The sequence below is a fragment of the Paraburkholderia sp. BCC1884 genome (genome assembly GCF_900996225.1).
Taxonomy (GTDB): Bacteria; Pseudomonadota; Gammaproteobacteria; order Burkholderiales; family Burkholderiaceae; genus Paraburkholderia.
Genome location: NZ_CAAJGL010000068.1, coordinates 185,212 through 204,853, shown reverse-complemented (window position 1 = coordinate 204,853; position 19,642 = coordinate 185,212). Strand labels below are relative to the sequence as shown.

The 19,642-nt window shown below is 62.6% G+C and carries 22 protein-coding genes; 12 read left to right on the top strand and 10 right to left on the bottom strand.

Features of this window, described 5'->3' with window-relative positions; translation table 11 throughout:
* Nucleotides 1-15: 15 nt before the first annotated feature.
* From FQ705_RS07840 to FQ705_RS07825, 4 genes are read right to left on the bottom strand one after another with little or no spacing between them, the layout of a single operon-like run.
* Nucleotides 16-774, bottom strand: a complete 759-nt coding sequence (locus tag FQ705_RS07840; RefSeq protein ID WP_144139237.1) for an SDR family oxidoreductase — start codon at nucleotides 772-774, stop codon at nucleotides 16-18.
* On the bottom strand, nucleotides 767-1,864 hold the full coding sequence (locus FQ705_RS07835) for an aromatic ring-hydroxylating oxygenase subunit alpha (protein WP_144139234.1): 1,098 nt from the start codon (nucleotides 1,862-1,864) through the stop codon (nucleotides 767-769). The genes FQ705_RS07840 and FQ705_RS07835 overlap by 8 nt, the downstream gene beginning before the upstream one ends.
* A gap of 49 nt (nucleotides 1,865-1,913) precedes the next feature.
* Nucleotides 1,914-2,225 (bottom strand): recombinase-like helix-turn-helix domain-containing protein, encoded by a 312-nt coding sequence (locus FQ705_RS07830; RefSeq protein WP_144139231.1) that lies wholly within the window; start codon nucleotides 2,223-2,225, stop codon nucleotides 1,914-1,916.
* Nucleotide 2,226: 1 nt separating this feature from the next.
* On the bottom strand, nucleotides 2,227-2,541 hold the full coding sequence (locus FQ705_RS07825) for a non-heme iron oxygenase ferredoxin subunit (RefSeq protein WP_144139227.1): 315 nt from the start codon (nucleotides 2,539-2,541) through the stop codon (nucleotides 2,227-2,229).
* Between the two features lie 441 nt (nucleotides 2,542-2,982).
* Here FQ705_RS07825 and FQ705_RS07820 point away from each other — a divergent pair, with 441 nt between their 5' ends.
* Nucleotides 2,983-4,056 (top strand): porin, encoded by a 1,074-nt coding sequence (locus FQ705_RS07820; RefSeq protein WP_144139224.1) that lies wholly within the window; start codon nucleotides 2,983-2,985, stop codon nucleotides 4,054-4,056.
* A gap of 73 nt (nucleotides 4,057-4,129) precedes the next feature.
* Here the strand turns inward: FQ705_RS07820 and FQ705_RS07815 are convergent, their stop codons facing one another.
* Nucleotides 4,130-5,101, bottom strand: coding sequence for an IclR family transcriptional regulator (locus tag FQ705_RS07815; RefSeq protein WP_144139221.1), 972 nt, complete (start codon nucleotides 5,099-5,101; stop codon nucleotides 4,130-4,132).
* A 241-nt stretch (nucleotides 5,102-5,342) separates the two neighbouring features.
* Here FQ705_RS07815 and FQ705_RS07810 point away from each other — a divergent pair, with 241 nt between their 5' ends.
* The 6 genes from FQ705_RS07810 (at nucleotide 5,343) to FQ705_RS07785 (ending at nucleotide 9,677) form a co-directional block, all read left to right on the top strand.
* On the top strand, nucleotides 5,343-5,630 hold the full coding sequence (locus FQ705_RS07810; RefSeq protein ID WP_144139218.1) for a hypothetical protein: 288 nt from the start codon (nucleotides 5,343-5,345) through the stop codon (nucleotides 5,628-5,630).
* Between the two features lie 100 nt (nucleotides 5,631-5,730).
* Nucleotides 5,731-7,425, top strand: a complete 1,695-nt coding sequence (locus tag FQ705_RS07805) for an acid phosphatase (protein ID WP_144139215.1) — start codon at nucleotides 5,731-5,733, stop codon at nucleotides 7,423-7,425.
* A gap of 110 nt (nucleotides 7,426-7,535) precedes the next feature.
* Nucleotides 7,536-7,895 carry a DUF3564 domain-containing protein gene (locus FQ705_RS07800; RefSeq protein WP_144139213.1) on the top strand — a complete coding sequence of 120 codons (360 nt, stop codon included), beginning with the start codon at nucleotides 7,536-7,538 and terminating at the stop codon, nucleotides 7,893-7,895.
* Nucleotides 7,896-8,154: 259 nt separating this feature from the next.
* Complete coding sequence (locus tag FQ705_RS07795) at nucleotides 8,155-8,904, top strand: DNA/RNA non-specific endonuclease (protein WP_144139210.1); 750 nt, start codon at nucleotides 8,155-8,157, stop codon at nucleotides 8,902-8,904.
* Nucleotides 8,897-9,157 carry a hypothetical protein gene (locus tag FQ705_RS07790; protein ID WP_144139207.1) on the top strand — a complete coding sequence of 87 codons (261 nt, stop codon included), beginning with the start codon at nucleotides 8,897-8,899 and terminating at the stop codon, nucleotides 9,155-9,157. Before FQ705_RS07795 ends, FQ705_RS07790 begins: the two co-directional genes overlap by 8 nt.
* Before the next feature lie 151 nt (nucleotides 9,158-9,308).
* The gene (locus FQ705_RS07785) at nucleotides 9,309-9,677 is read left to right on the top strand and encodes a hypothetical protein (protein WP_144139204.1); all 369 of its coding nucleotides are present in this window, start codon (nucleotides 9,309-9,311) and stop codon (nucleotides 9,675-9,677) included.
* 378 nt (nucleotides 9,678-10,055) lie between these two features.
* On the opposite strand, the gene FQ705_RS07780 is transcribed toward FQ705_RS07785, so the two are convergent.
* Entirely contained in the window at nucleotides 10,056-10,805 is a 750-nt protein-coding gene (locus FQ705_RS07780; RefSeq protein WP_144139201.1) for a Crp/Fnr family transcriptional regulator, read from the bottom strand.
* A 91-nt stretch (nucleotides 10,806-10,896) separates the two neighbouring features.
* Between FQ705_RS07780 and FQ705_RS07775 the strand changes: the two genes are divergently transcribed.
* On the top strand, nucleotides 10,897-11,436 hold the full coding sequence (locus tag FQ705_RS07775) for a DUF962 domain-containing protein (RefSeq protein ID WP_144139198.1): 540 nt from the start codon (nucleotides 10,897-10,899) through the stop codon (nucleotides 11,434-11,436).
* Between the two features lie 27 nt (nucleotides 11,437-11,463).
* Here the strand turns inward: FQ705_RS07775 and rarD are convergent, their stop codons facing one another.
* A complete protein-coding gene (gene rarD, locus FQ705_RS07770; protein ID WP_144139195.1) occupies nucleotides 11,464-12,360 on the bottom strand; it encodes an EamA family transporter RarD in 897 nt (298 codons plus the stop codon).
* A gap of 504 nt (nucleotides 12,361-12,864) precedes the next feature.
* On the opposite strand from rarD, the gene egtD reads away from it, so the two are divergent.
* Nucleotides 12,865-13,845, top strand: coding sequence for an L-histidine N(alpha)-methyltransferase (gene egtD / locus FQ705_RS07765; protein ID WP_144139192.1), 981 nt, complete (start codon nucleotides 12,865-12,867; stop codon nucleotides 13,843-13,845).
* Nucleotides 13,846-14,019: 174 nt separating this feature from the next.
* On the opposite strand, the gene FQ705_RS07760 is transcribed toward egtD, so the two are convergent.
* The gene (locus FQ705_RS07760) at nucleotides 14,020-14,313 is read right to left on the bottom strand and encodes an acylphosphatase (RefSeq protein WP_144139190.1); all 294 of its coding nucleotides are present in this window, start codon (nucleotides 14,311-14,313) and stop codon (nucleotides 14,020-14,022) included.
* A gap of 163 nt (nucleotides 14,314-14,476) precedes the next feature.
* On the opposite strand from FQ705_RS07760, the gene hpnA reads away from it, so the two are divergent.
* Nucleotides 14,477-15,487 (top strand): hopanoid-associated sugar epimerase, encoded by a 1,011-nt coding sequence (hpnA, locus tag FQ705_RS07755; RefSeq protein ID WP_144139187.1) that lies wholly within the window; start codon nucleotides 14,477-14,479, stop codon nucleotides 15,485-15,487.
* A 137-nt stretch (nucleotides 15,488-15,624) separates the two neighbouring features.
* Nucleotides 15,625-16,206, top strand: a complete 582-nt coding sequence (locus FQ705_RS07750) for a hypothetical protein (RefSeq protein ID WP_144139184.1) — start codon at nucleotides 15,625-15,627, stop codon at nucleotides 16,204-16,206.
* A 63-nt stretch (nucleotides 16,207-16,269) separates the two neighbouring features.
* Here FQ705_RS07750 and FQ705_RS07745 read toward each other — a convergent pair whose 3' ends face one another.
* Nucleotides 16,270-17,442, bottom strand: a complete 1,173-nt coding sequence (locus FQ705_RS07745; protein WP_144139182.1) for a glycosyltransferase — start codon at nucleotides 17,440-17,442, stop codon at nucleotides 16,270-16,272.
* Entirely contained in the window at nucleotides 17,442-18,308 is an 867-nt protein-coding gene (gene hpnC / locus FQ705_RS07740) for a squalene synthase HpnC (RefSeq protein ID WP_144139180.1), read from the bottom strand. The genes FQ705_RS07745 and hpnC overlap by 1 nt, the downstream gene beginning before the upstream one ends.
* A gap of 295 nt (nucleotides 18,309-18,603) precedes the next feature.
* Between hpnC and ispH the strand changes: the two genes are divergently transcribed.
* Nucleotides 18,604-19,548, top strand: a complete 945-nt coding sequence (gene ispH / locus FQ705_RS07735) for a 4-hydroxy-3-methylbut-2-enyl diphosphate reductase (protein ID WP_144139177.1) — start codon at nucleotides 18,604-18,606, stop codon at nucleotides 19,546-19,548.
* Nucleotides 19,549-19,642 lie beyond the last annotated feature (94 nt).

Genomic DNA, 19,642 nt, shown 5'->3' with positions numbered 1-19,642 from the left:
TTCGATTCGACAAGATCAATTCATCACGAAGCCGCCGTTCACCGGCAGCAGTTGGCCCGTCACGAAGCGCGCGGCATCGGACAAGAGGAACAGCACCGGCCCGGTCACGTCGTCGGGCACCTGGGCACGCGGCAGCGCGCGGCCTTGCAAGTAATACTGGTGACGCTCGGCGGGCACATAAGCAGTCGCTTCGACTTCCGTGAGGCCCGGCGCGATCGCGTTGACCGTCACGTTGTGCGCACCGAATTCGCGCGCCAGCGAGCGGGTCATCGAGATCACCGCGCCCTTGCTGGCGACATAAGCGAGCAGCTTCGGCGCTCCCCACATCGCCGTGTCCGAGGCGATATTGACGATGCAGCCGCGGGCCGAATCGCGCAGAAACGGCAGCGCAGCGGTGCTCATCAGCCAGGTGCCGCGCACGTTGACGTTCATCACCGCGTCCCATGTGTCGACCGACAACTCGTCGGCGAACTTGCCGCCGGAGTTGGTGATCGCCGCGTTGTTGATCAGCGCATCGAGGCCGCCGAGTTGCGCGGCGGCTTGCTGCGCGAATTGCGTGATGCTGGCGGGATCGGCGAGATCGAGCGGCAGATACGTCGCCGCGTGTCCTTGCGCGGCAAGCGATGCCGCGAGTGCACGACCTTCGTCGTGCAGCACGTCGCCGAACACCACTCGCGCGCCGGCTTGAACCAGCGCACGGACGAACGCGGCGCCGAGACCACGCGCGCCGCCCGTCACCAGAACCCGGCGACCGTCGAGCGCTTCGTTATGCATGGCTGTGGCCTGCTTCTGCTTGCTGGCCGGCGTCCGCTGCTTGCGCTTGAGCGCGATGCGCGTCCAGCGCCGCGAAATCCTGCTGCGCACGCTGACGCAGCATGCGGCGCACACGCGTCATGCCGACGTCGTGCTGATAGAGGAATTCCTGATTGCGTGCATTCGGCGCCATGCTTTCCAGCACGTAGCGGTCTTGCTCGAGCACGGCCCAGTGCAAACCTTCCAGACGGTTGCGATACATGAAGCGCCACGCGTCGCGCTGCCAGCCTTGCACCTTGCGGGTACGCCAGAAGTAGACCTGGCAGTTGTCTTCATCGACTGGCACGGCGAAGCCGATGATTCCAAAGTTGCCGCCCGGACCGAACTTCTTCTTGTACGGAATCGCGAGGCGCATCCACAGGCAACCGGTTTCACCGAGTTCGACCCAGTCGAAGTTCACGTCGCGCTGGCCGACCTTTTCGAACATCAAACCGGTTTCGGTCTTGCGCACACGCATGTCGGCCTGCTTGTCGCCGTCCGCCATCGAGTGCGAAGTCGCGTGCAGATACGCGCCGTGCATCGGGTCCATCACGTTGTCGATGGCGTACTGGTAATTGCACTTCCAGTTCGACACGCACAGGAAGCTCGCGTACTCCTCGCCGACCAACTCCTCGGGCAGGACGAGCGGCGTGGGTTCTTTGTGCGCGTCATCGCCGAACCACAGGAAGATCGCGCCGGCGTGTTCTTCGACCGGATACGACTTGACGCACTTCTGGCCTTCCAGCGGGCAGTTCGACACGGCCGGCACTTTGGTGACTTCGCCGCTGCCGTCGATTTCAATGCCGTGATACCAGCACGCAACGCTGCTGCCGAGATTCCAACCCAGCGACAGACGCGCGCCGCGATGCGGGCAGCGGTCTTCGAGCGCGCGGACTTTGCCTTCCTTGTCGCGCCACAGGACGATCTGATCGCCGAGACGCGTGATGCCGACCGGCGCGTCGCCGACTTGCCAGCTCGGTGCCACGGGATACCAGTAGTTGCGCAGACCTCTGTCCAGATAAGACTGGATCGGGTCGGCCGCGCCTTGAGTCGTTGTATTGGGGGACGTCATGAAAAGACTCCGGAGACGAAAGCGATGAAACGTGTTCGGGAAAGCGCGCTTATTCGGCGAGCAGGCGGAATTCGGCGGCGAGGCGGTCGGCGTCCCACGCGTTGCCTTCCGGAGTACGGAAGCCAACGCGGTTCAAACCGTCGACCACTTCCTGCAACTCGACTGCGCCGGCTTCGAAAACTTTTTCGAGCGCGTCGCCGAAGTCGTTTTCGTATTGGGTGGGCTCGGCCTTACGCGTTTGCCAGATGAAGTTTTCGGTCTCGCCCGGCTTTTCGATCACGCCCTTGCCGGCGACGTTGTTCGGCTGCGGCGCGAGCCACGGCTTCAGGAAGGGATTGAAGTTCACGATTTGCTCTCGCATGTCATTCCACCTTGATCTGGATTTCTTCACCGGCGAGACGGACGGAATACATCTTCAGGTCGCGGCCGCCGGGTTCTTTCAGGCATTTGCCCGTAGGGATATGGAACACGGCTTCGTGCAGCGGGCACTCGACGGTATCGCCGTCGACGAAGCCCTGCGTCAGCAACGCGTACGCATGGGGGCAGACGTTTTCCAGCGCGTACAGCGCGTCGCCCACCTTGTAGATGCCGATTTCAGTGCCGTCGAGTTTGAACTCGAGCGGCGCGTCGTCGGACAGGTCGCCGGCATGGCCGGCGCAGCGCCATTGATCAGTCATTTCTCGCCTTCTCCTGAAGCTTTATGTTCCATATAAGGAACATCAGTTCGTGTATGGATAATTATAGGATTGGCGTCGGCGAGAAAAAATAAAAATCTGGAGCGCCTGGGGAAAACACCGACTGTGGTGTCGGCAACACATCATTGCGCGCGCCGACGTGAATGCGAATGTTTCGCCGTCGGCCCGCTCGGGCGTGGCTTTGCGCCTTATTTTCAGATGAATGCAAATACGGTCATGCGGGTTTGTCCGGGGTCCGAAAATTTATTTTGACCACTTCTAGACTCACTATACTTTTCCATAGGCGATACAGACGCCCATAGGTGGAACATAAAGCGTAGCAGTTTTGGCGCATAAACCCAAAGCTGCATTCAACCCCCAAGCAAAGATCAGGGACGACGAAATCAGCGAGAGCTACCCGTCGTGTGATCAGGAGAACCAACGGTGAAGCACATCATTGCGGCCGGCTTGACGGCAATCTGCGCAACGACTGGCGCATGGGCGCAGAGCAGTGTGACGCTATACGGCAGCCTGGATGCCGGTATCGCGTATATCAGCAACGCAGGCGGCCACGCGAAGTGGATCGAGGAACAGGGCAACATGCAGCCGGACCGCTGGGGCCTGAAGGGGGTAGAAGATCTGGGCGGCGGGCTGAAGACGGTATTCCAGCTGGAAAACGGCTTCTATACGAACACGGGTGCGTTCGCTAAATCCGGTGTGCTGTTCAATCGCCAGGCGTTCGTGGGTCTGAGTTCAGATCAGGTCGGCACGGTGACGCTCGGCCATCAGACGCCATTCAGCTTCGACGTGCTCGGCCCGCTGAGCACCGCGTATCTGGCGGCAAGCTGGTACGCCTTCCACCCGGGCAATATCGATGAACTCGCCGACACCGGCGTGGTGCCGTTCGATAACTCGGTGAAATTCCGTTCAGCGAGTTTTAACGGCTTCCAGGTTGGCGCGATGATGGGCCTCGGCAACACGACCAACTTCTCCACCGGCAAGACGCTGAGCTTCGCGCTGAGTTATGCGAACGGTCCGTTCAAGGCCGGCGCGAGTTACGCCAACGAGCACAATCGCACGCCGTCGATCGTCACGACGGGCATCACCAACTTCCAGGGTGTTGCTGCGGCGAACTACACGGCCGATAAGGTCGAGAACATGGGCGCAGGCGCGTCCTATCAGTTCGGCAAACTGCTGGTGCACGGTTTGTACACACGCGTGAAGCTGGATTACGCCGGCCACTCGGACACCTATCAGAGCTACGATGCCGGCGCGAATTATCAGTTCACGCCGTTCAACTCCGTAGCCGGCGGCGCCGCGACAACGACATTGGCGGGACATCGCTGGACGCAGTTCGAAATCGGCGATATTTACGCGTTGTCGAAGTCGACACAGCTGTACGTGAATGCGCTCTACGAGCGCGCGGGTTCGAATACGGATGCGGCGTTCTTCACGGCCGGGGTGTCCAGCGGTCGGAACCAGACGATTCTGCTGACGGGTATCCACCACTCGTTCTGATCCAAAATGGTTGCGTAAAAAAGGCCCGGCTGCTCACGCAGCCGGGCCTTTTCTTTGTTACCGGAAAACGGAATCAGGTCGCCGCGACCGGTTTGCGACGCGCTTGCACCACTGTCGGATCATCCGCACGCGGCCGATAGCTGAGTCGCTCGGACAATTCAATCGCCGCTTGGCATACCGCGATGACGAGCGGCTCGCGCTCTTCAGCTTCGCCGATATCCGAACGCGGAATCGTGACCGTCAACGCCGCCGCGATCTTGCCGCTTTGATCGCGCACCGGCGCGCTCACCACGGAAATCCCGCGCTCGAACGACGCCTCGCTCACCGCATAGCCCAGCGCTGCGCTTTCACGCACGCGTCCATACAGTTCTTCGACGGTCGCCGGCGTGCGCTCCGTAAATCGTTCGAGTTGCGGCTCAGGATACAACTGGCGCAGCGCCTCGAAACTGAGATCGCCCATCAGCACCTGGCCGTGCACCGTCGCATGCGCCGGCAGACGCGTGCCGACATGCACCTTCACCGAGCTGAACATCGGCTCATGCGTTTGCGCCTTGGCGACGAACACCACATCGCGTTGATCGCGAATCAGCAGATGCGTGCTCAAGCCCGTTGCATCGCGCAGGCGTTCGAGAATGGGTGTGCCGACGTCGGTCAGTTCCAGCGAACTGAGATATTCGAAGCCGAGTCGCAGCACGGCGACACTCAGGCGGAAATAACGATCGCCGTTGACGCGCTCCAGGAAACCGAGCGCTTCGAGTGTCTGCAATAAGCGGAAAGTCGTGGTGCGCGGAATGCCGATCCGTTTGGACAATTCGGGCGCGCCCAGCACCGGCTCGCGCGCGCTGAACTCGCCGAGGATGCGCAAGCCGCGCTCCAGTCCCGGCACGAGATAAGTCGATCCGCCGGCGCTCTCCTCGTCGGTGGAATCGGATGCGTCGGCGTGATCCAGCTGGGCCGACGTTGCGTCGTCATGAGAAACCGTGGCCGCCACCACACGCGGCCTCGCGTGCTTGCGTCCCGCTCCTGTCTGCTCTTCTTTTGCCATCTTGGCTGCCGTTTCTGCGGTTCATCGTGATCAGATCAGCATGATAGCGCGAAGCACGCAGTGGTCATTTATCGGTGTGTACGTGGCAACGCTCGCTTAACCAATGCCAGCGCGAGGCGTGGTTAACCATGGCCTCGCGCGCCCCGCCATCGCGACGCGCGGTGCTATTCTTTGATCCGGTCCACAGTGCGCAGCCTGATCGTCGCGCTGTCGCTTCACCCGGCGTCCGGAGGCCACGCACATGTCCGATTCCATCCAGATCCAGGTTGCCGACTCGCATCTTTATCCGGGTTGCGCGGTGCGCATCGCGCACTTACCTGAGCCGACTCGCGCCGCCGCGGCGATCGTCGAATTCGCGGATGGCACCGGCGCGCACGCCACCTGTCACCGGCTCGCGTTCGACGAGCTCGAATTGACCGTCGATCCCTATGCGACACAAAAGCGTCACCCAGTGGATGCTAAACATTGGCTTCTGCTTGCCGTTGACGCGACGCACAATAGCTGGCGTGTGAAGCGCCGCTTGCCTTAGGCTGCGTCTTGCGGCTTCTCCGATTCTGTAACCGTTGGCGCACGCTCGCTTGCCCGGAGCGAACTCACCGCGCGCGCCACGCTCACTTCGACATCGACCCATGACCGATCACGATTCCACCCTGCCGCCCAACCCCAGCAACGCCGACAACGCGCCCGACGACCCCGATCGCCGCCGCGTTCTCACCGGCCTCGCGGCGGTAGGGTTCGGCCTCGCGCTCAGCGGCTGCAAGACGGACCCGAGCCTGTCGAGCGACGGCACGCCGCGCAGCGCCGCCGACTTGCGTCTCGATGCCGCACTGCACGATCAGGTCAAGCACATCGTGGTGATCTACGCGGAGAACCGCAGCTTCGCGAACCTGTACGGCAATTTCCCTGGCGTGCAGCATCCGCTCGACGCCGTGAGCGCCGAGCGCTATCTGCAACTCGACCGCGATGGACGGACGCCGCTGCCGCATCTGCCGGCCATCTGGGGCGGCCTCGTGCCCGGCGCGCAGGAAGTGGACGGCAAGCGCTACATGATCGGCCAGAAGGACCTCGGCACGCTGCGCAACGGACCGTTCCATATCACCGACGCGCAGGGTGCGCCGCTGCCCAACGGCGTGATAACGCGCGATCTGGTGCACCGCTTTTATCAGAACCAGATGCAGATCAACGCCGGCCGCAACAACCAGTTCGCCGCGTGGGGCGACTCCGGCGGTCTGGTGATGGGGCACTACCACAACTCCGCCGACACGCTGCGGCTGTGGAATCTCGCGCAGCAATACACTTTGTGCGACAACTTCTTCATGGCGGCTTTCGGCGGCTCGTGGCTGAACCACATCTTTCTGATCTCGGCGCAGGCGCCCTTCTATCCCGACATTCAAAACAGTCCGGCGAAAAAGCTGGCCTCGGTGGTCGATGGGAGCGATCCGGCCGGCACGCGTCTGAAGCTCGCAGGGGACTCGCCTGCTTCGGCGCTCGACGGTCCGCCGAAGTTCGTCAACGACGGCGCATTCACCGCTGACGGCTACGCCGTCAACACGATGGCGCCGCCCTATCAGCCGAGCAACGTGCGTCCGGCGGAAGGCGGCAATCCGACCTTAGCCGACCTGTCGAATCCGCGCGTGCTGCCGCCGCAAAAGTACGCAACGATCGGCGACCGTCTGAGCGACCGAGGCGTCGACTGGGCGTGGTACAGCGGCGCGTGGCAATACGCGCTGGAGCATCAGGACACGGGCGCGGTGCCCGATTTCCAGTATCACCATCAGCCGTTCAACTACTTCGCCAATTACGCGCCGGGCACGGCGGCGCGGCGCAAGTATCTGCGCGACGCCGGGCTAGGCAACGATGCGTCGAGCAATCGCCTGCTCGCGGATATCGACGCGGGGCGTTTGCCCGCGGTCGCCTTCTACAAGCCGCAAGGCGATCTGAACATGCACGCCGGCTATGCGGACGTCGAATCGGGCGACCGTCACATCGCCACGGTGATCGAGCACCTTCAGCGCGGCCCGCAGTGGGTGAATACGGTCGTGATCGTCACGGTCGACGAAAACGGCGGCTGGTGGGACCCCGTCTCGCCCCCGCAGGGCGACCGCTGGGGACCGGGCTCACGCATCCCCGCGCTGGTCATTTCGCCGCTAGCCAGGAAGGGTTATGTCGACCACACGGTCTACGACACGAACTCGATTCTTCGTTTCATCAGCCGCGTGCATGGACTCGCGCCGCTGGACGGCGTGATCGCGCGGGACCGGGCGTTTGCGAGTAATGGCCTCGCACCGCTGGGCGATCTGACCGGCACACTGGATTTGGCGTGAGCGTTGGGGGTGCCGTTTATCGTGTCGGAACCCCATACCTTTGCCTTGCATATCACGTGTCGCCGCCTAGACTGATAAAGCCATACTTCGCAATTTGTACGGGACTGCCCATGCGACTGACTATTCTCATCAACGGCTCCGATCCGACTGTCAGCCACGACTACGCCGTGCTTTGGCTCGATACCGAAGAACACCGGTGGTCGAGGGAAGCGCATCAAGGAATCGATCTGCCCGAGTGGGGCGAGTTACACGACGATAACGGCGTGACCACCCTCTGCGCGCCGAGCACCGACGCGCCCGTTTGCACCTTGCGCGGCCTGCATGTCGACCGCAAGCAACGGGTGAGCGCAGCGCAAGGCGCCGCCGCCTGGAATGCCCTGCCGACGCGTGCGCCGACCAGCGGTTTCTGGCGTCTGCAAGCGGTCGATCGGCAAACGGTGCGCGCTGAAAACAGCATGTTCGGCAATTAGGTTTCAGCCGTTCGATTCATAGCGGCTTCCGCTCTCCGCATCTTTAAGCCCATCTTAAGTTTGCGTACGTAGAGTTGGAAGTCCACGCATTCGGGTCGCTGCAAAGCGGCCCATTTTTTTTGCCGCGACGCGTCGCGGCCACCTGATTCGACACGCCGCGCCAACGCGTTTTCTCCTCCTCTTTTTTCCACTGTTTTGCGTCGCTCGAAATGGGTTCGCGACGCTATACTTGCGCCCCCATCCCTCGACTGACCGACACATGAAGAAGTGGTTTGCCTGTCTGTTATTCGCCGTCGCGGCCCATGCGAGCGCGGCGCCTTCCTGCACCCAGTTCACTCCGAATGCGCAATGGCCGGTTCTGATCAATCAGAAGATGGCGCCGAAAACGCGCATGCTTTGCTATAGCGATTTCGCCGTGCTGCATTCCGGGATCACGCACGGACCGCTGTGGTCCGCCGAGCATCTGACGCGCGATCATATCGAAGCCGCTAAAGACATGGTGCGCACCAACAAGTTCTTCGAAGACGCGCGCCTGCCTGACGGCGAAGGCGCAACGCTCGCGGACTACAAACGCAGCGGTTTCGATCGCGGACATATGAGTCCGGCGGGCAACCGCTGGAATCAGGAAGCGATGGCGCAATCGTTCTCGCTTGCCAACATCGTGCCGCAGAACCGCGAGAACAATCAGCGTCTGTGGGCGCGCATTGAAACGTCGGTGCGCAAGATCGCGATGTCGTACGACGATACTTACGTGGTCACCGGGCCGATTTTCAGCGGCCAGCAATTGCAAACCATCGGACCGACGCGCGTATTCGTGCCGACGCAATTGTTCAAGGTCGTCTACGTCCCGTCGCGTCAACTGGCATTTGCCGTGATGGTGGACAATGTGTCGACCAATCGGTACGACATCAAGACGATTCACGAACTCGAAGCCGCATCGGGCATCCGCTTTCCGGGCATTCCGGAGAACCTCAAAGATCAGCGACCGGGAGGACTAAAAGGTGTTTAAACCCTATTCGAACGACGACGACGTGCTCAACATTCAGGGCGACGCACTGACCGTGAGCAACGGCACCGCGCGCATCGTGCTGAACGGAACGCTGGAGTTGACGCAGGACCAGCGCGGACTGAAAGCGGCGCTGGCGCTGAAGGAAGCACTCGACACGATCGTCGCGACGTTGCAGTCGCAAGCCAACTTGCCGGCGAAGATCAAGGACGAGCCGGATGCGAAACCGGGTGTCGTACAGAACCCGTTTCAATAGCGCGTTGAATCAGGACCCCGATATGTTTCGGCGGTTACGTTTTGTCACCAGAGCATCGTCAACTGCTGTCTTCCCGGCAACGTTAAACCGGCAGCGCTGAAACATTTCAGCCGCGACACAAGAAACAACCGGTTTAACCAGGAGTAACACCATGAAGACGCTTTTCGCCGCTCTCGCTTCCGCTCTCGTCGTGTCGACCGCTTTCGCTCAAACAGCCGCGCCGACCGCCGCGCCCGCGCAAACGCAGCCCGCCGGTCAAGCGAATCTGAAGGCGAGCACCGCCGTGCAAACCGGCGCGACGAACGACAGCGCCGCCACGACCAAGGCGCCGGCCAAGGCCGCGAGCAAGTCGCATGTGAAGAAGGTTTCCGCGCATCACACGGCCAAGCCGCACAAGAGCACCAAGAAGGCCACCGTCGACACCAGCGCCGCGAAGACTAAAACGGAGAGCGCGAAAGAGGCCAGCAACGCCCCGGCAAAAGCCGACGGCACGAAGACCGACACGACTAAAACGCAATAACACGTGATCGGTCCGGCACGCATCGGCCGCGCGTGGTGAATTAATCGAAGCCGCACTGTGCCGTTCAGGGAGGGCGAGTCGTATGACTCGCCTTTTTTTTCGTACTGGCGCGCCGCCTACGCGCGGGTCTCCGCTCGGCGTGTACGTCGGCAGTACCGAAACCGGTCGCGACGCTGCGCAGGTGCTGCTCGATATTTCCCCCGGACGATCTCGACTTCACGCTGCATACGCCGATTGTCACGCTTCCCGCTGCGTTGATCGGCCCGGTGGAACGCCGCAACGCGATGCCCATCACGCGGGCATACGCGCAACTCGTCGAGCCGGTGAGCACCGCGCGCGACCGGCTTCCGGATTTGCGCACCGAGTTTGCTGGCGCGATCAGCTAGTCGGCGGGTACTTGAATCCCAGAGCGCCATTTCCATGCGTCGGACTCAGTTCCGCCAGCGCGGCGAGCTTCTGCTCATCGGCAATTTCGATCTCTGCATAGCGCAGCTTCAACGCGCCTTGGGTTTCGAACTGCTTGAGCACCTGGTTGATGGTCTGGCGCGACAGCGCCAGCATCATCGCGAGGTCTTCTTGCGGCACCTTGAGGATGCGCCGCAACGCGCCGGGTTCGCCATAGCCGCCCGCCATGAGCAGCAAGCGACGCGCAATGCGTGGAGCGGCAGGCAATAAAGCCGCTTCTTCGATGGCGTCGAACGCGAGCCGCAGCTTTTGCGTCAGCAGGAGACCGAACGCGTGCCAATACGCCGGCGTGCCTTCGAGCAGCGCGGCGAGTGCGGCGCGCGGCACATGAAACAGTTCGGAATCGCGTTCGGCGTACGCGTCGTGGGTTCGCGGTCGGCCGTCGAACAGCGCGATCTCGCCGAACCAGTTCACTGGCTCGATCACGGCGAGCAATGCTTCCTTGCCGGCCGAACTCGCTGCGCCGATTCTCACCAGGCCGTCGAGCACACAATAGAGGCCGTCGTCGGAATCGCCGCGCGTGAAGAGACGCTCGCCGGCGACGAGCCGCTCGACTCGCCCCACTCTGAGCAACTGCGCCTGCATGGCTGCGGGTGCCGAGCGGAACCACCCGCTACGTTCAAGTGCAGCGGCAAGCTGATTCGATGGAAAACTCGCAGTCATGGAGTGGCGCCCGCGCCCGATTGTCGGCTACCCGATGGTTTCAAATTTCACTGCCCGCGATTATGCTGACTTTGACCAGGGAGCGGCATCCATGAGAACGCTGACACAGCAGTTGACCCAATACGCGGCCTACCATCGCGACCGGCGCAATATCGCCACACACTTCGTCGGCATTCCGATGATCGTGCTGGCGATCGCCGTGCTGTTGAGCCGGCCGGCATTCACCGTCGGCACGCTGCCGATGACGCTCTCGCCAGCGTGGGTCCTGTTCGTCGCGTCAACCCTCTACTACCTCGTGCTCGACGTGCCGCTCGGCTTGATGATGGCTGTCGTGTCGATACTGTGCGTGGCATCCGGTCAATGGGTCGCGGCTCAATCGACGCTGGCGTGGGCCATCACCGGCGTGGGGCTGTTCGTGGTCGGCTGGGTGTTCCAGTTCATCGGCCACGTTGCCTACGAGCATCGCAAGCCCGCCTTCGTCGACGACGTGATGGGTCTGCTGATCGGACCGCTGTTCGTGCTCGCCGAAGCGTTGTTCGGCGCCGGCTGGCGGCCCGCGCTGCGTGAGGCGATCGAAACGCAGGTCGGGCCGACGCGTATCAATCCGGATCAGGCGACGGTGCATCGCTGAGCCGCACGGATGCCGCAGTGATTGCCTTCAATTCGGTGCGAGCCGAACGAGGCGCACGCTGTGCAAGGCCGTCAATACCACCGCGATCCAGATCGGCACATACGTTGCCAATTGCGCGGCGCTTAGCGTTTCGCCGAGCAGCGTGATCGACACGATGACCAGCAACACCGGTTCGACGTAGCCGAGAATGCCGAACAGTGCGACCGGCAGTAAGCGGCTTGCCTTCAGATAAGACGCCAGCGCCAAGGTGCTCAGCGCGCCCAGGCCCGGCAACAGCAGGCACCACATATCCAGACGGCCGCCGATCATCGCAAGCGAGCCACCCGTGAATACAAAGACGATCGCCACCGGCAACAACAGCGCCATTTCGACGGTGAACATCGCCAGCGAATCCTGATTGATCTTGCGACGCAACACGAAATACGGCGGATAGCCTAACGAAACCAGCAAGGTCGGCCAGGAAAACGCACCCGTCACCCAGAGTTCATGAGCGACGCCCAACGCGGCGCATGCGACTGCCAGCCACTGCAACGTGTCGAGACGCTCGTGATAGTGGAAGCGTCCCACCAGCACCATCACTAGCGGCAACAGAAAATAGCCGAGCGACACCTCGAGCATGCGGCCGTGCAGCGGCGCCCAGAGAAACACCCACAGTTGCACACCGAGCAAGGCGGCGCTCAGGATCATCGCCGCGCCCAGTTTCGGCTCGGTCACCATGCGGTAAAGAAGTTGCCGGAGAATCGGCGTACGTTTTCGCAACGCAATCAGCAGAAGCGCGCCGGGCACGGTCCAGACGATGCGCCACGCGAAGATGTCGAGACCGCTCAACGGCGCAAGCAGGGTTGCGTAAGCCGACAGTAAAGCGAACAGTGCGGACGCGCCGACCGATAACGCGATCCCGCGCTTTGGGTCATACTGGTTCATTGCGCGCTCCGCGGCGCATTCGCTCGAGTCTGCATGTGCAGCGCAGCATCCGGCGACGCCGCGTGGGTGGTGGTCATGGAACTGAAGTCTCGCAAGCTGGGCAGCGCCGCGTAAGCGCCACGTTTTTCGTTTTAGGCAGGCATTTCAATGCCGGCATTCTAGACGCTTATCGCTTGCGCCTCGGCTGCGGGCATCGGCGATGCTGTAATTATTCCGTGCGCATCGCGAGTCGATGCACTAGAACATAACTTCACGCGCGGCGGGCAAAACGTGAAACTGTCTGTCCGCGGCGTCGCGCATCACCGCTCGAGCGCGAAACTTGCTACTGAGTCTTGCAACGCTGTTTGCAATACCGTTCGCAACATCAACGAGGCGGGCCCGCAAGGGCAGTCCTGTGCACCGGCCCCCTCATCTTTCCCGCGGCATGCGTCCCTGCGCTGAACGTGCATGACGCTGTCCGGTCAGCCCAATCCTGCCTCACCGAATGTGACTACTGGAGCCAGCATGACCCAGCCAGCCCTCTCGCTCGATGCCTCACCCGATCTACGCTCTGCCTTTGCTGCCGACGTTCGCGCCGGATTGACCCACACGCCGCAGAAAGAGTTGCCCTCCAAATATCTGTACGACGAAGTGGGTTCCGCACTCTTCGAAGTGATCACCGTACTGCCCGAATATGGCGTGACGCGCGCCGAGGAACGACTGCTTGCGATGCACGCAGCGGACATCGTCGCGCATCTGCCGCATGACGTCACGGTTGCCGAACTCGGCAGCGGGAGCGGTCGTAAAACACGGCGCATTCTCGAAGCGCTGTGTAAAAAGCGCCCTACTTCTTACTTCCCGATTGAAATTTCTCGCGCCGCACTGCAGTTATGCCGACGCGAACTAGGCGACATCGAGCGGATTTCGATTGTCGGTTATGAGCGTGATTATCTGGCGGGTCTCGCCGAGGTGAGCAAGAACCGGTCAGCGGACGAACGGTTACTTGTTCTGTTTCTGGGCAGTACGATCGGCAATTTCGGCAGACTCGCGGCGACCCGCTTTCTGCGCGATATCCGCAACATGCTCGCACCGGGCGACGCCCTGCTGCTCGGCACGGATCTGATCAAACCGACGCCGGTTCTTGTCGCCGCTTACGCGGACTCGATCGGCGTCACCGCGTCGTTCAATCTGAATCTGCTTGCACGCATCAATCGTGAACTCGACGGCGACTTTCCGCTCGAGGCCTTCGAGCACGTGGCGCGCTTCAACCCGGACGCCCGCAGCATCGAAATGCATCTGCGCGCGAAACGCGATATCACGGCGCACGTCGGTGCGGCGCAGCTGACCGTGTCGCTCAAAGCGGGCGAAACGATCTGGACGGAAAGCAGCCACAAATATCGCGCGGAAGAAATGCCGGCAATTGCCGACGATGCCGGCTTCGTGTGCAGCCATCAGTGGATCGAGAAAGAGTGGGGATTTGCAGAGAGTTTGCTGGTGGCGAAGTAAGCGTCTTTCGCTGCTCGCTAATCGTCGTCTGGAAAGACTTGCAAAAAAACGGCACGCCATCACGAGGATGGCGTGCCGTTTTTTTTGCACCTGGCATTTGCTTCCGCGGAGGGGCAAGCGCGCGTACAAGTGCCGGCGCCCGGCGCTCGACGTTGCATGTTCGCCGCGCGACGCTCAGTGCTGCTCGAAGCGCTCGTAACGTTTTTCCGTAGCCCGCTCTTCGCCATGCACCTCGGTCACACGCGCCGCCGGCGGTCCATGCCGCAGCCACGACAGCATCCGGTCGACCTGATTGGCCGAGCCCTGCAACATCGCTTCGACCGAGCCGTCCTCGAGATTCGCGACCCATCCCTTGATACCGAGCGCGTGAGCCTGCCGCACGGTCGCGTGGCGAAAGCCGACGCCCTGCACCGTGCCGCTCACGCGCACGTAATACGTTTCGATCCGCTGATCCAGATCCGGGGCCATGCCGTCTTCTCCTCACAATCTTTCAAGCCGGCATTCTAGTCGCGTCGCGGCGAGCCTGCTCGCCAGGCTTCGTGCCATGCGGTCCTGCTGAGCCGCATCGCGCGACACGCGGCGCGCGCGCCACGTACAATCCGTCGACTGTCACGCAGGGAATGAAAACAGAATGACCGAACAGAATCGCGATCTCGTACTCGTGACCGGCGCTTCCGGCTTTGTCGGCTCGTCGGTGGCGCGCATCGCGCAACAGAAGGGGTTCAGGGTCCGTGTGCTGGTGCGCGCCACCAGTTCGCGCCAGAACGTCGAGGCGCTCGATGCGGAAATCGTCGTCGGCGACATGCGCGACGAAGCGTCGATGCGCGTCGCGCTGCGCGGCGTGCGCTATCTGCTGCACGTAGCGGCCGATTATCGTTTGTGGGCGCCGGACCCGAGCGAAATCGAGCGCTCGAATCTGGAAGGCACCGAGGCGACCATGCGCGCCGCGCTGAAGGAAGGCGTGGAACGCATCGTCTACACGAGCAGCGTGGCAACGCTGAAGGTCACCAGTTCGGGTCAGTCCGCCGACGAAACCTCGCCGCTCAAGGCGGACCAGGCAATCGGCGTCTATAAGCGCAGCAAGGTGCTGGCTGAACGCGCCGTGGAGCGCATGATCGCCGAAGACGGTCTGCCCGCGGTGATCGTCAATCCGTCCACGCCGATCGGCCCGCGCGACGTGAAGCCGACGCCAACTGGCCGCATCATCGTCGAAGCGGCCTTGGGCAAGATCCCGGCATTCGTCGATACCGGCCTGAATCTCGTGCACGTGGACGATGTGGCCGCCGGCCATTTTCTTGCGCTCGAACGCGGCAAGATTGGCGAGCGCTACATTCTCGGCGGCGAGAACCTGCCGCTTCAGCAGATGCTCGCCGACATCGCGGCGCTTACTGGCCGCAAGGCGCCGACGCTGAGCTTGCCGCGCTGGCCGCTCTACCCCCTGGCGATGGGCGCCGAAGCGGTCGCCAAGATCACCAGGCGCGAACCGTTCGTCACCGTCGACGGTCTGAAGATGTCGAAGAACAAGATGTACTTCACGTCCGCGAAGGCGGAACGCGAACTCGGCTATCGCGCGCGACCCTATCGCGAAGGCCTGAGCGACGCCTTGGACTGGTTCCGGCAGGCAGGCTATCTGAAGGGCTGAAACCGCCTTCGGCAAAGCGGCCGCGCCGGGCAATCCGGCGCGGCCGCATGCATTTTGTTACAACGTCACTTTCGTCGCGAAAGGTAAAAGCCGACCCGCAGCAGGTAAAATCGCGGGTCTTACCAGAGAAACCTCGCATGAACCTTCACGAACAGCTCGGCGCGCTGGAAATGGGCGTCGATCAGCTCATTCAGGCTGTCGTGGCCCCGCAGGCCGAAAAAACTCCCGAGACATCCGCAGAAGCCGGCGCGTCGCAAGCGTCGGCGGATCAGGCTATCCACGATTCGAGCACGCAGGCGGTCGAGGCCCACGCGGCGCCCGCAACTGAGCACGTCGCACCGGAGCAGGCCGAAGCGCCCGCCGAAAAACCGGCCGAGGTGCCTGCCCAGACGCAGCAGCCTACGCTCGAAATCAATCGCCCCGCGCAGAACGAAATCACCCTGACCATCGGCGGCCAGACGGTGGCGCTGCGTACGGAGCAGATCGCTCAGCTGATCGAGGAATTGTCGAACGCACGCGCGTCGATGACGCCGGAACCACCGCCGGGCATTCCGCCGGGCTGGCGCTTCGTGTCGACCAAGAATCCGGCGATGGCGGTGCAAAAGCAGTCGAACGGCGACCGCTTGCTGGTCATGCGGCACACCGGGCACGGCTGGGTGCCGTTCACTTTCTCGCCCGACATGGTGATCCAGCTCTACATGATGCTCACCAAAGCCTGATGTAAAAACGGCGCCTGCAGAAGGCGCCGTTTTTCTGTCCGGATCGTTACCGGGTGCTTCGAATCAGCGCTCCTGAACCGGCGCCTGCACGCGCGCCTTCCACTGGCCGCCCTTGCCGCGCCAGTAGCGCACCGCCGACGCGAACGTCGCGCCCACGTAAAACAACGCCACCAGCGGCAAAAACGGCGCCCACAACGGCGAGCGACGGTAGTAGCTCAGCATCGGCGCATACGCGCAGCACATGACCGCCCACGCGAGCCACGCAGGCCAGCCCAGCGGCCCGAGCACGAGCGCGGCGACCGGCGGAATCAGATAGATGATCGCCATGCCGGCCAAGGTCCCCGCGAGCAGCAGCGGCGAGTAATGCAACTGCGTGAATGCCGTGCGCGCGATCATGTTCCAGATCTCGCGCCAGCTATCGTACGGACGCAGCGACACGCTACGCGCCGCCACATCCAGCCGGATCGCATGACGCCCCGTGCCACGATGCTTGATGCGCGCGGCAAGGCTGCAATCGTCGATGAGTTCGGCACGGATCGACTCGATACCGCCCGCTTCTTCGAGCGCGCTACGGCGCACCAGCATGCAGCCGCCTGCCGCGGCCGCCGTCCGGTTACGCGGATTGTTGACCCACGCGAACGGATACAGCTTCGCGAAGAAGAACACGAAGGCCGGAATCAGCGCCTTTTCCCAGAACGAATCGCAGCGCAGACGGACCATCAGCGAGACGAGGTCGCGCTGTTCCGCGTCAGCCCGAGCGACGAGTTGCGCGACGGCGTCAGGGGGATGGCCGATGTCGGCGTCCGTCAGCAGCAGGAAATCGGCCGGCAAGCCCAGTGTGCGAACGGCCTCGATACCTTGCGACTGCGCCCACACCTTGCCGGACCAGCCCGGCGGCAACGGCTTCGCGCTCAACACCGTCAGACGGTCGGGGCACTGCAGTTGCAGCGCGGCGGCACGGGCGGCGTCGGCGGTGCCGTCGGTGCTGTGGTCGTCGACCACGATCACGTGAAAGTCGCCGGCATAGTCCTGTTGCAGCAGCGTGGTGACCGCCTCGGCGATCACATCGACTTCATTGCGTGCCGGCACCACGGCGGCCACGGCGGGCCAGCTTTCGCGCGGCGTGAGCGCGAGCGGCGCGGCAGGACGGGCGCGCCAGAAGCCGCCGCGCGCGAACACCAGCACGCACCAGATCAACAGGGAAAGACACGACAGAAGAAACAGAACCACCGACATTAAGCATTACCCTCGATTGAACGCGTTTGCACGCCGACGCGCCGCGACAGCCACATGTTCACCGTCCGCGCCGCGACGACGCACCAGTCGAACGTATTGAGCACCGGCCGTTCGCGAAACACGTCATAGCCCGCGGCCTCGATCCGCTCGAGAAACCGCAGGCCACTATGCACGGCGCCACATAACTCGAAACCCAACCGCCCGGGAATGCGCAACGCGAGCGGCGCGCCGCGCACCAACGTTTCCCGTGCGAACGATACCTGATGCGCCATGAGCGCAGCCCACGCTTCATTCGCGACACCCTCGGCGATCTGCGCTTCGGTCACGTCAAAACGCTGCAAATCCGCGAGCGGAATATACACGCGATCCTTTTTCCAATCCGCGCCGACGTCCAGCCAAAGGCCGATGAGTTGCGAGGCCGTACAGATCGCGTCCGCATCGGCCAGATTCTGCGGCGTGGCCGCGCCGACCAGATGCAGCATCAGATGCCCGAGCGGGTTGGCCGAGTGGCGGCAATAGTCGAGCAGCGCGGCGCGGTCGGCGTAACGGCGGGTATCGATGTCGTCGGCGCAGGCCTGCAGCAAGTCGTAGAAAGGCGCGAGCGGCAGTCTGTATTGCGCCACCACGCCTGCGAGCTTGCCGAACAGCAAAGGATCGATCGGTGCCGCGCGCCGCTGTGCGATCGCGTCGAGACCGGCGCGGAAATCGGCGAGGCGGGCATGCCGGTCGGCGGCGCTCCAGTCGCCGCCGTCGGCAATGTCGCCCGCCGTGCGCACGACCTGATAGATAATGCCGATGGGCGCGCGCAGCGCCCTTGGCACCAACACGCTCGCGACCGGAAAATTTTCGTATTGATCGACGTCCATCCAGCGAGCCTCGAAACCCTTTTGTAATGCTGGCGCACCGTGCGCCGCAGGACCACGTAGTTTAAGGGTTCCGTTAAAGCGGTGCAGGCTGTAATCATTGCCGCTTTCTGCGGGTTCGTCCGTTGCCCAGCGGGCGCGGCGAAGCAAAGGCTGCCTGATAGCGTTAGAATGCGCGTTTGGTTTTGCTGTACCGGCGCTCTGCCGGGCTCAAGACGTCAACTAATTAGATGATCGCGGCGATAAAGTCATATTTACCGACTTCTTCGAACCCGCGTCAGTCGGAGTTCGCCAACTTATGCGAGTCATCCTTGCTCAACCCCGCGGCTTTTGTGCGGGTGTTGTTCGTGCAATCGAGATCGTCGATCGCGCGTTACTGCAACACGGCGCCCCCGTGTATGTTCGCCACGAAATCGTCCATAACCGGCACGTGGTCGACAATCTGCGCCAGAAAGGCGCGCGCTTCGTCGAAGAACTCGATGAGGTGCCGCAAGGCGCCGTGGCGATTTTCAGTGCTCACGGTGTCGCTCAAACCGTCGAACGCGACGCGCAGGCGCGCGGTCTCGACGTGCTCGACGCGACCTGCCCGCTCGTTACCAAGGTTCACGTGCAAGGCCGCCAGTATGTCGGCGCCGGCCGCACGCTGATCCTGATCGGCCACGCCGGACATCCGGAAGTGGAAGGCACGATCGGCCAGATTCCCGGCAAGGTGCTGCTCGTACAAAGCGAGGCCGAGGTCGCGCATCTGAATCTGCCGCTCGATACGCCGCTCGCTTACGTCACGCAGACCACGCTGTCGGTGGACGACACGCGCGGCATCATCGACGCCCTGTTGCGCCGTTTCACCGACATCGTCGGCCCCGATACGCGTGACATCTGCTATGCCACGCAAAATCGTCAGGCCGCCGTGCGTGAACTGAGCAAACAGGTCGAGGTGCTGCTGGTGGTGGGCGCAACCAATAGTTCGAATTCGAACCGGCTGCGCGAGATCGGCAGCGAAACCGGCGTGTCGAGCTATCTCGTGGCCGACGGCTCCGAAGTGAAGCCGGAATGGTTTGCGAATGTGCAGACCGTCGGCATCACGGCCGGTGCTTCGGCGCCCGAAGAAATGGTGAAGAACGTGATCGACGCGCTGCGCACCTTGGGCCCGGTCGACGTCACGACAATGGACGGCCGCGAAGAGAAAGTGGAATTCAAGCTGCCGGCCAAGCTGCTGCAACCGCTCGCGACGCGCGAGGCTTGAGCGAGACGTTGTTGCTCATCGACTGTCGGTAGTCGAAGGAATGATGGAATGAAAAAAGCGCGGTGGCCGCATGGCCACCGCGCTTTTTTTCAAT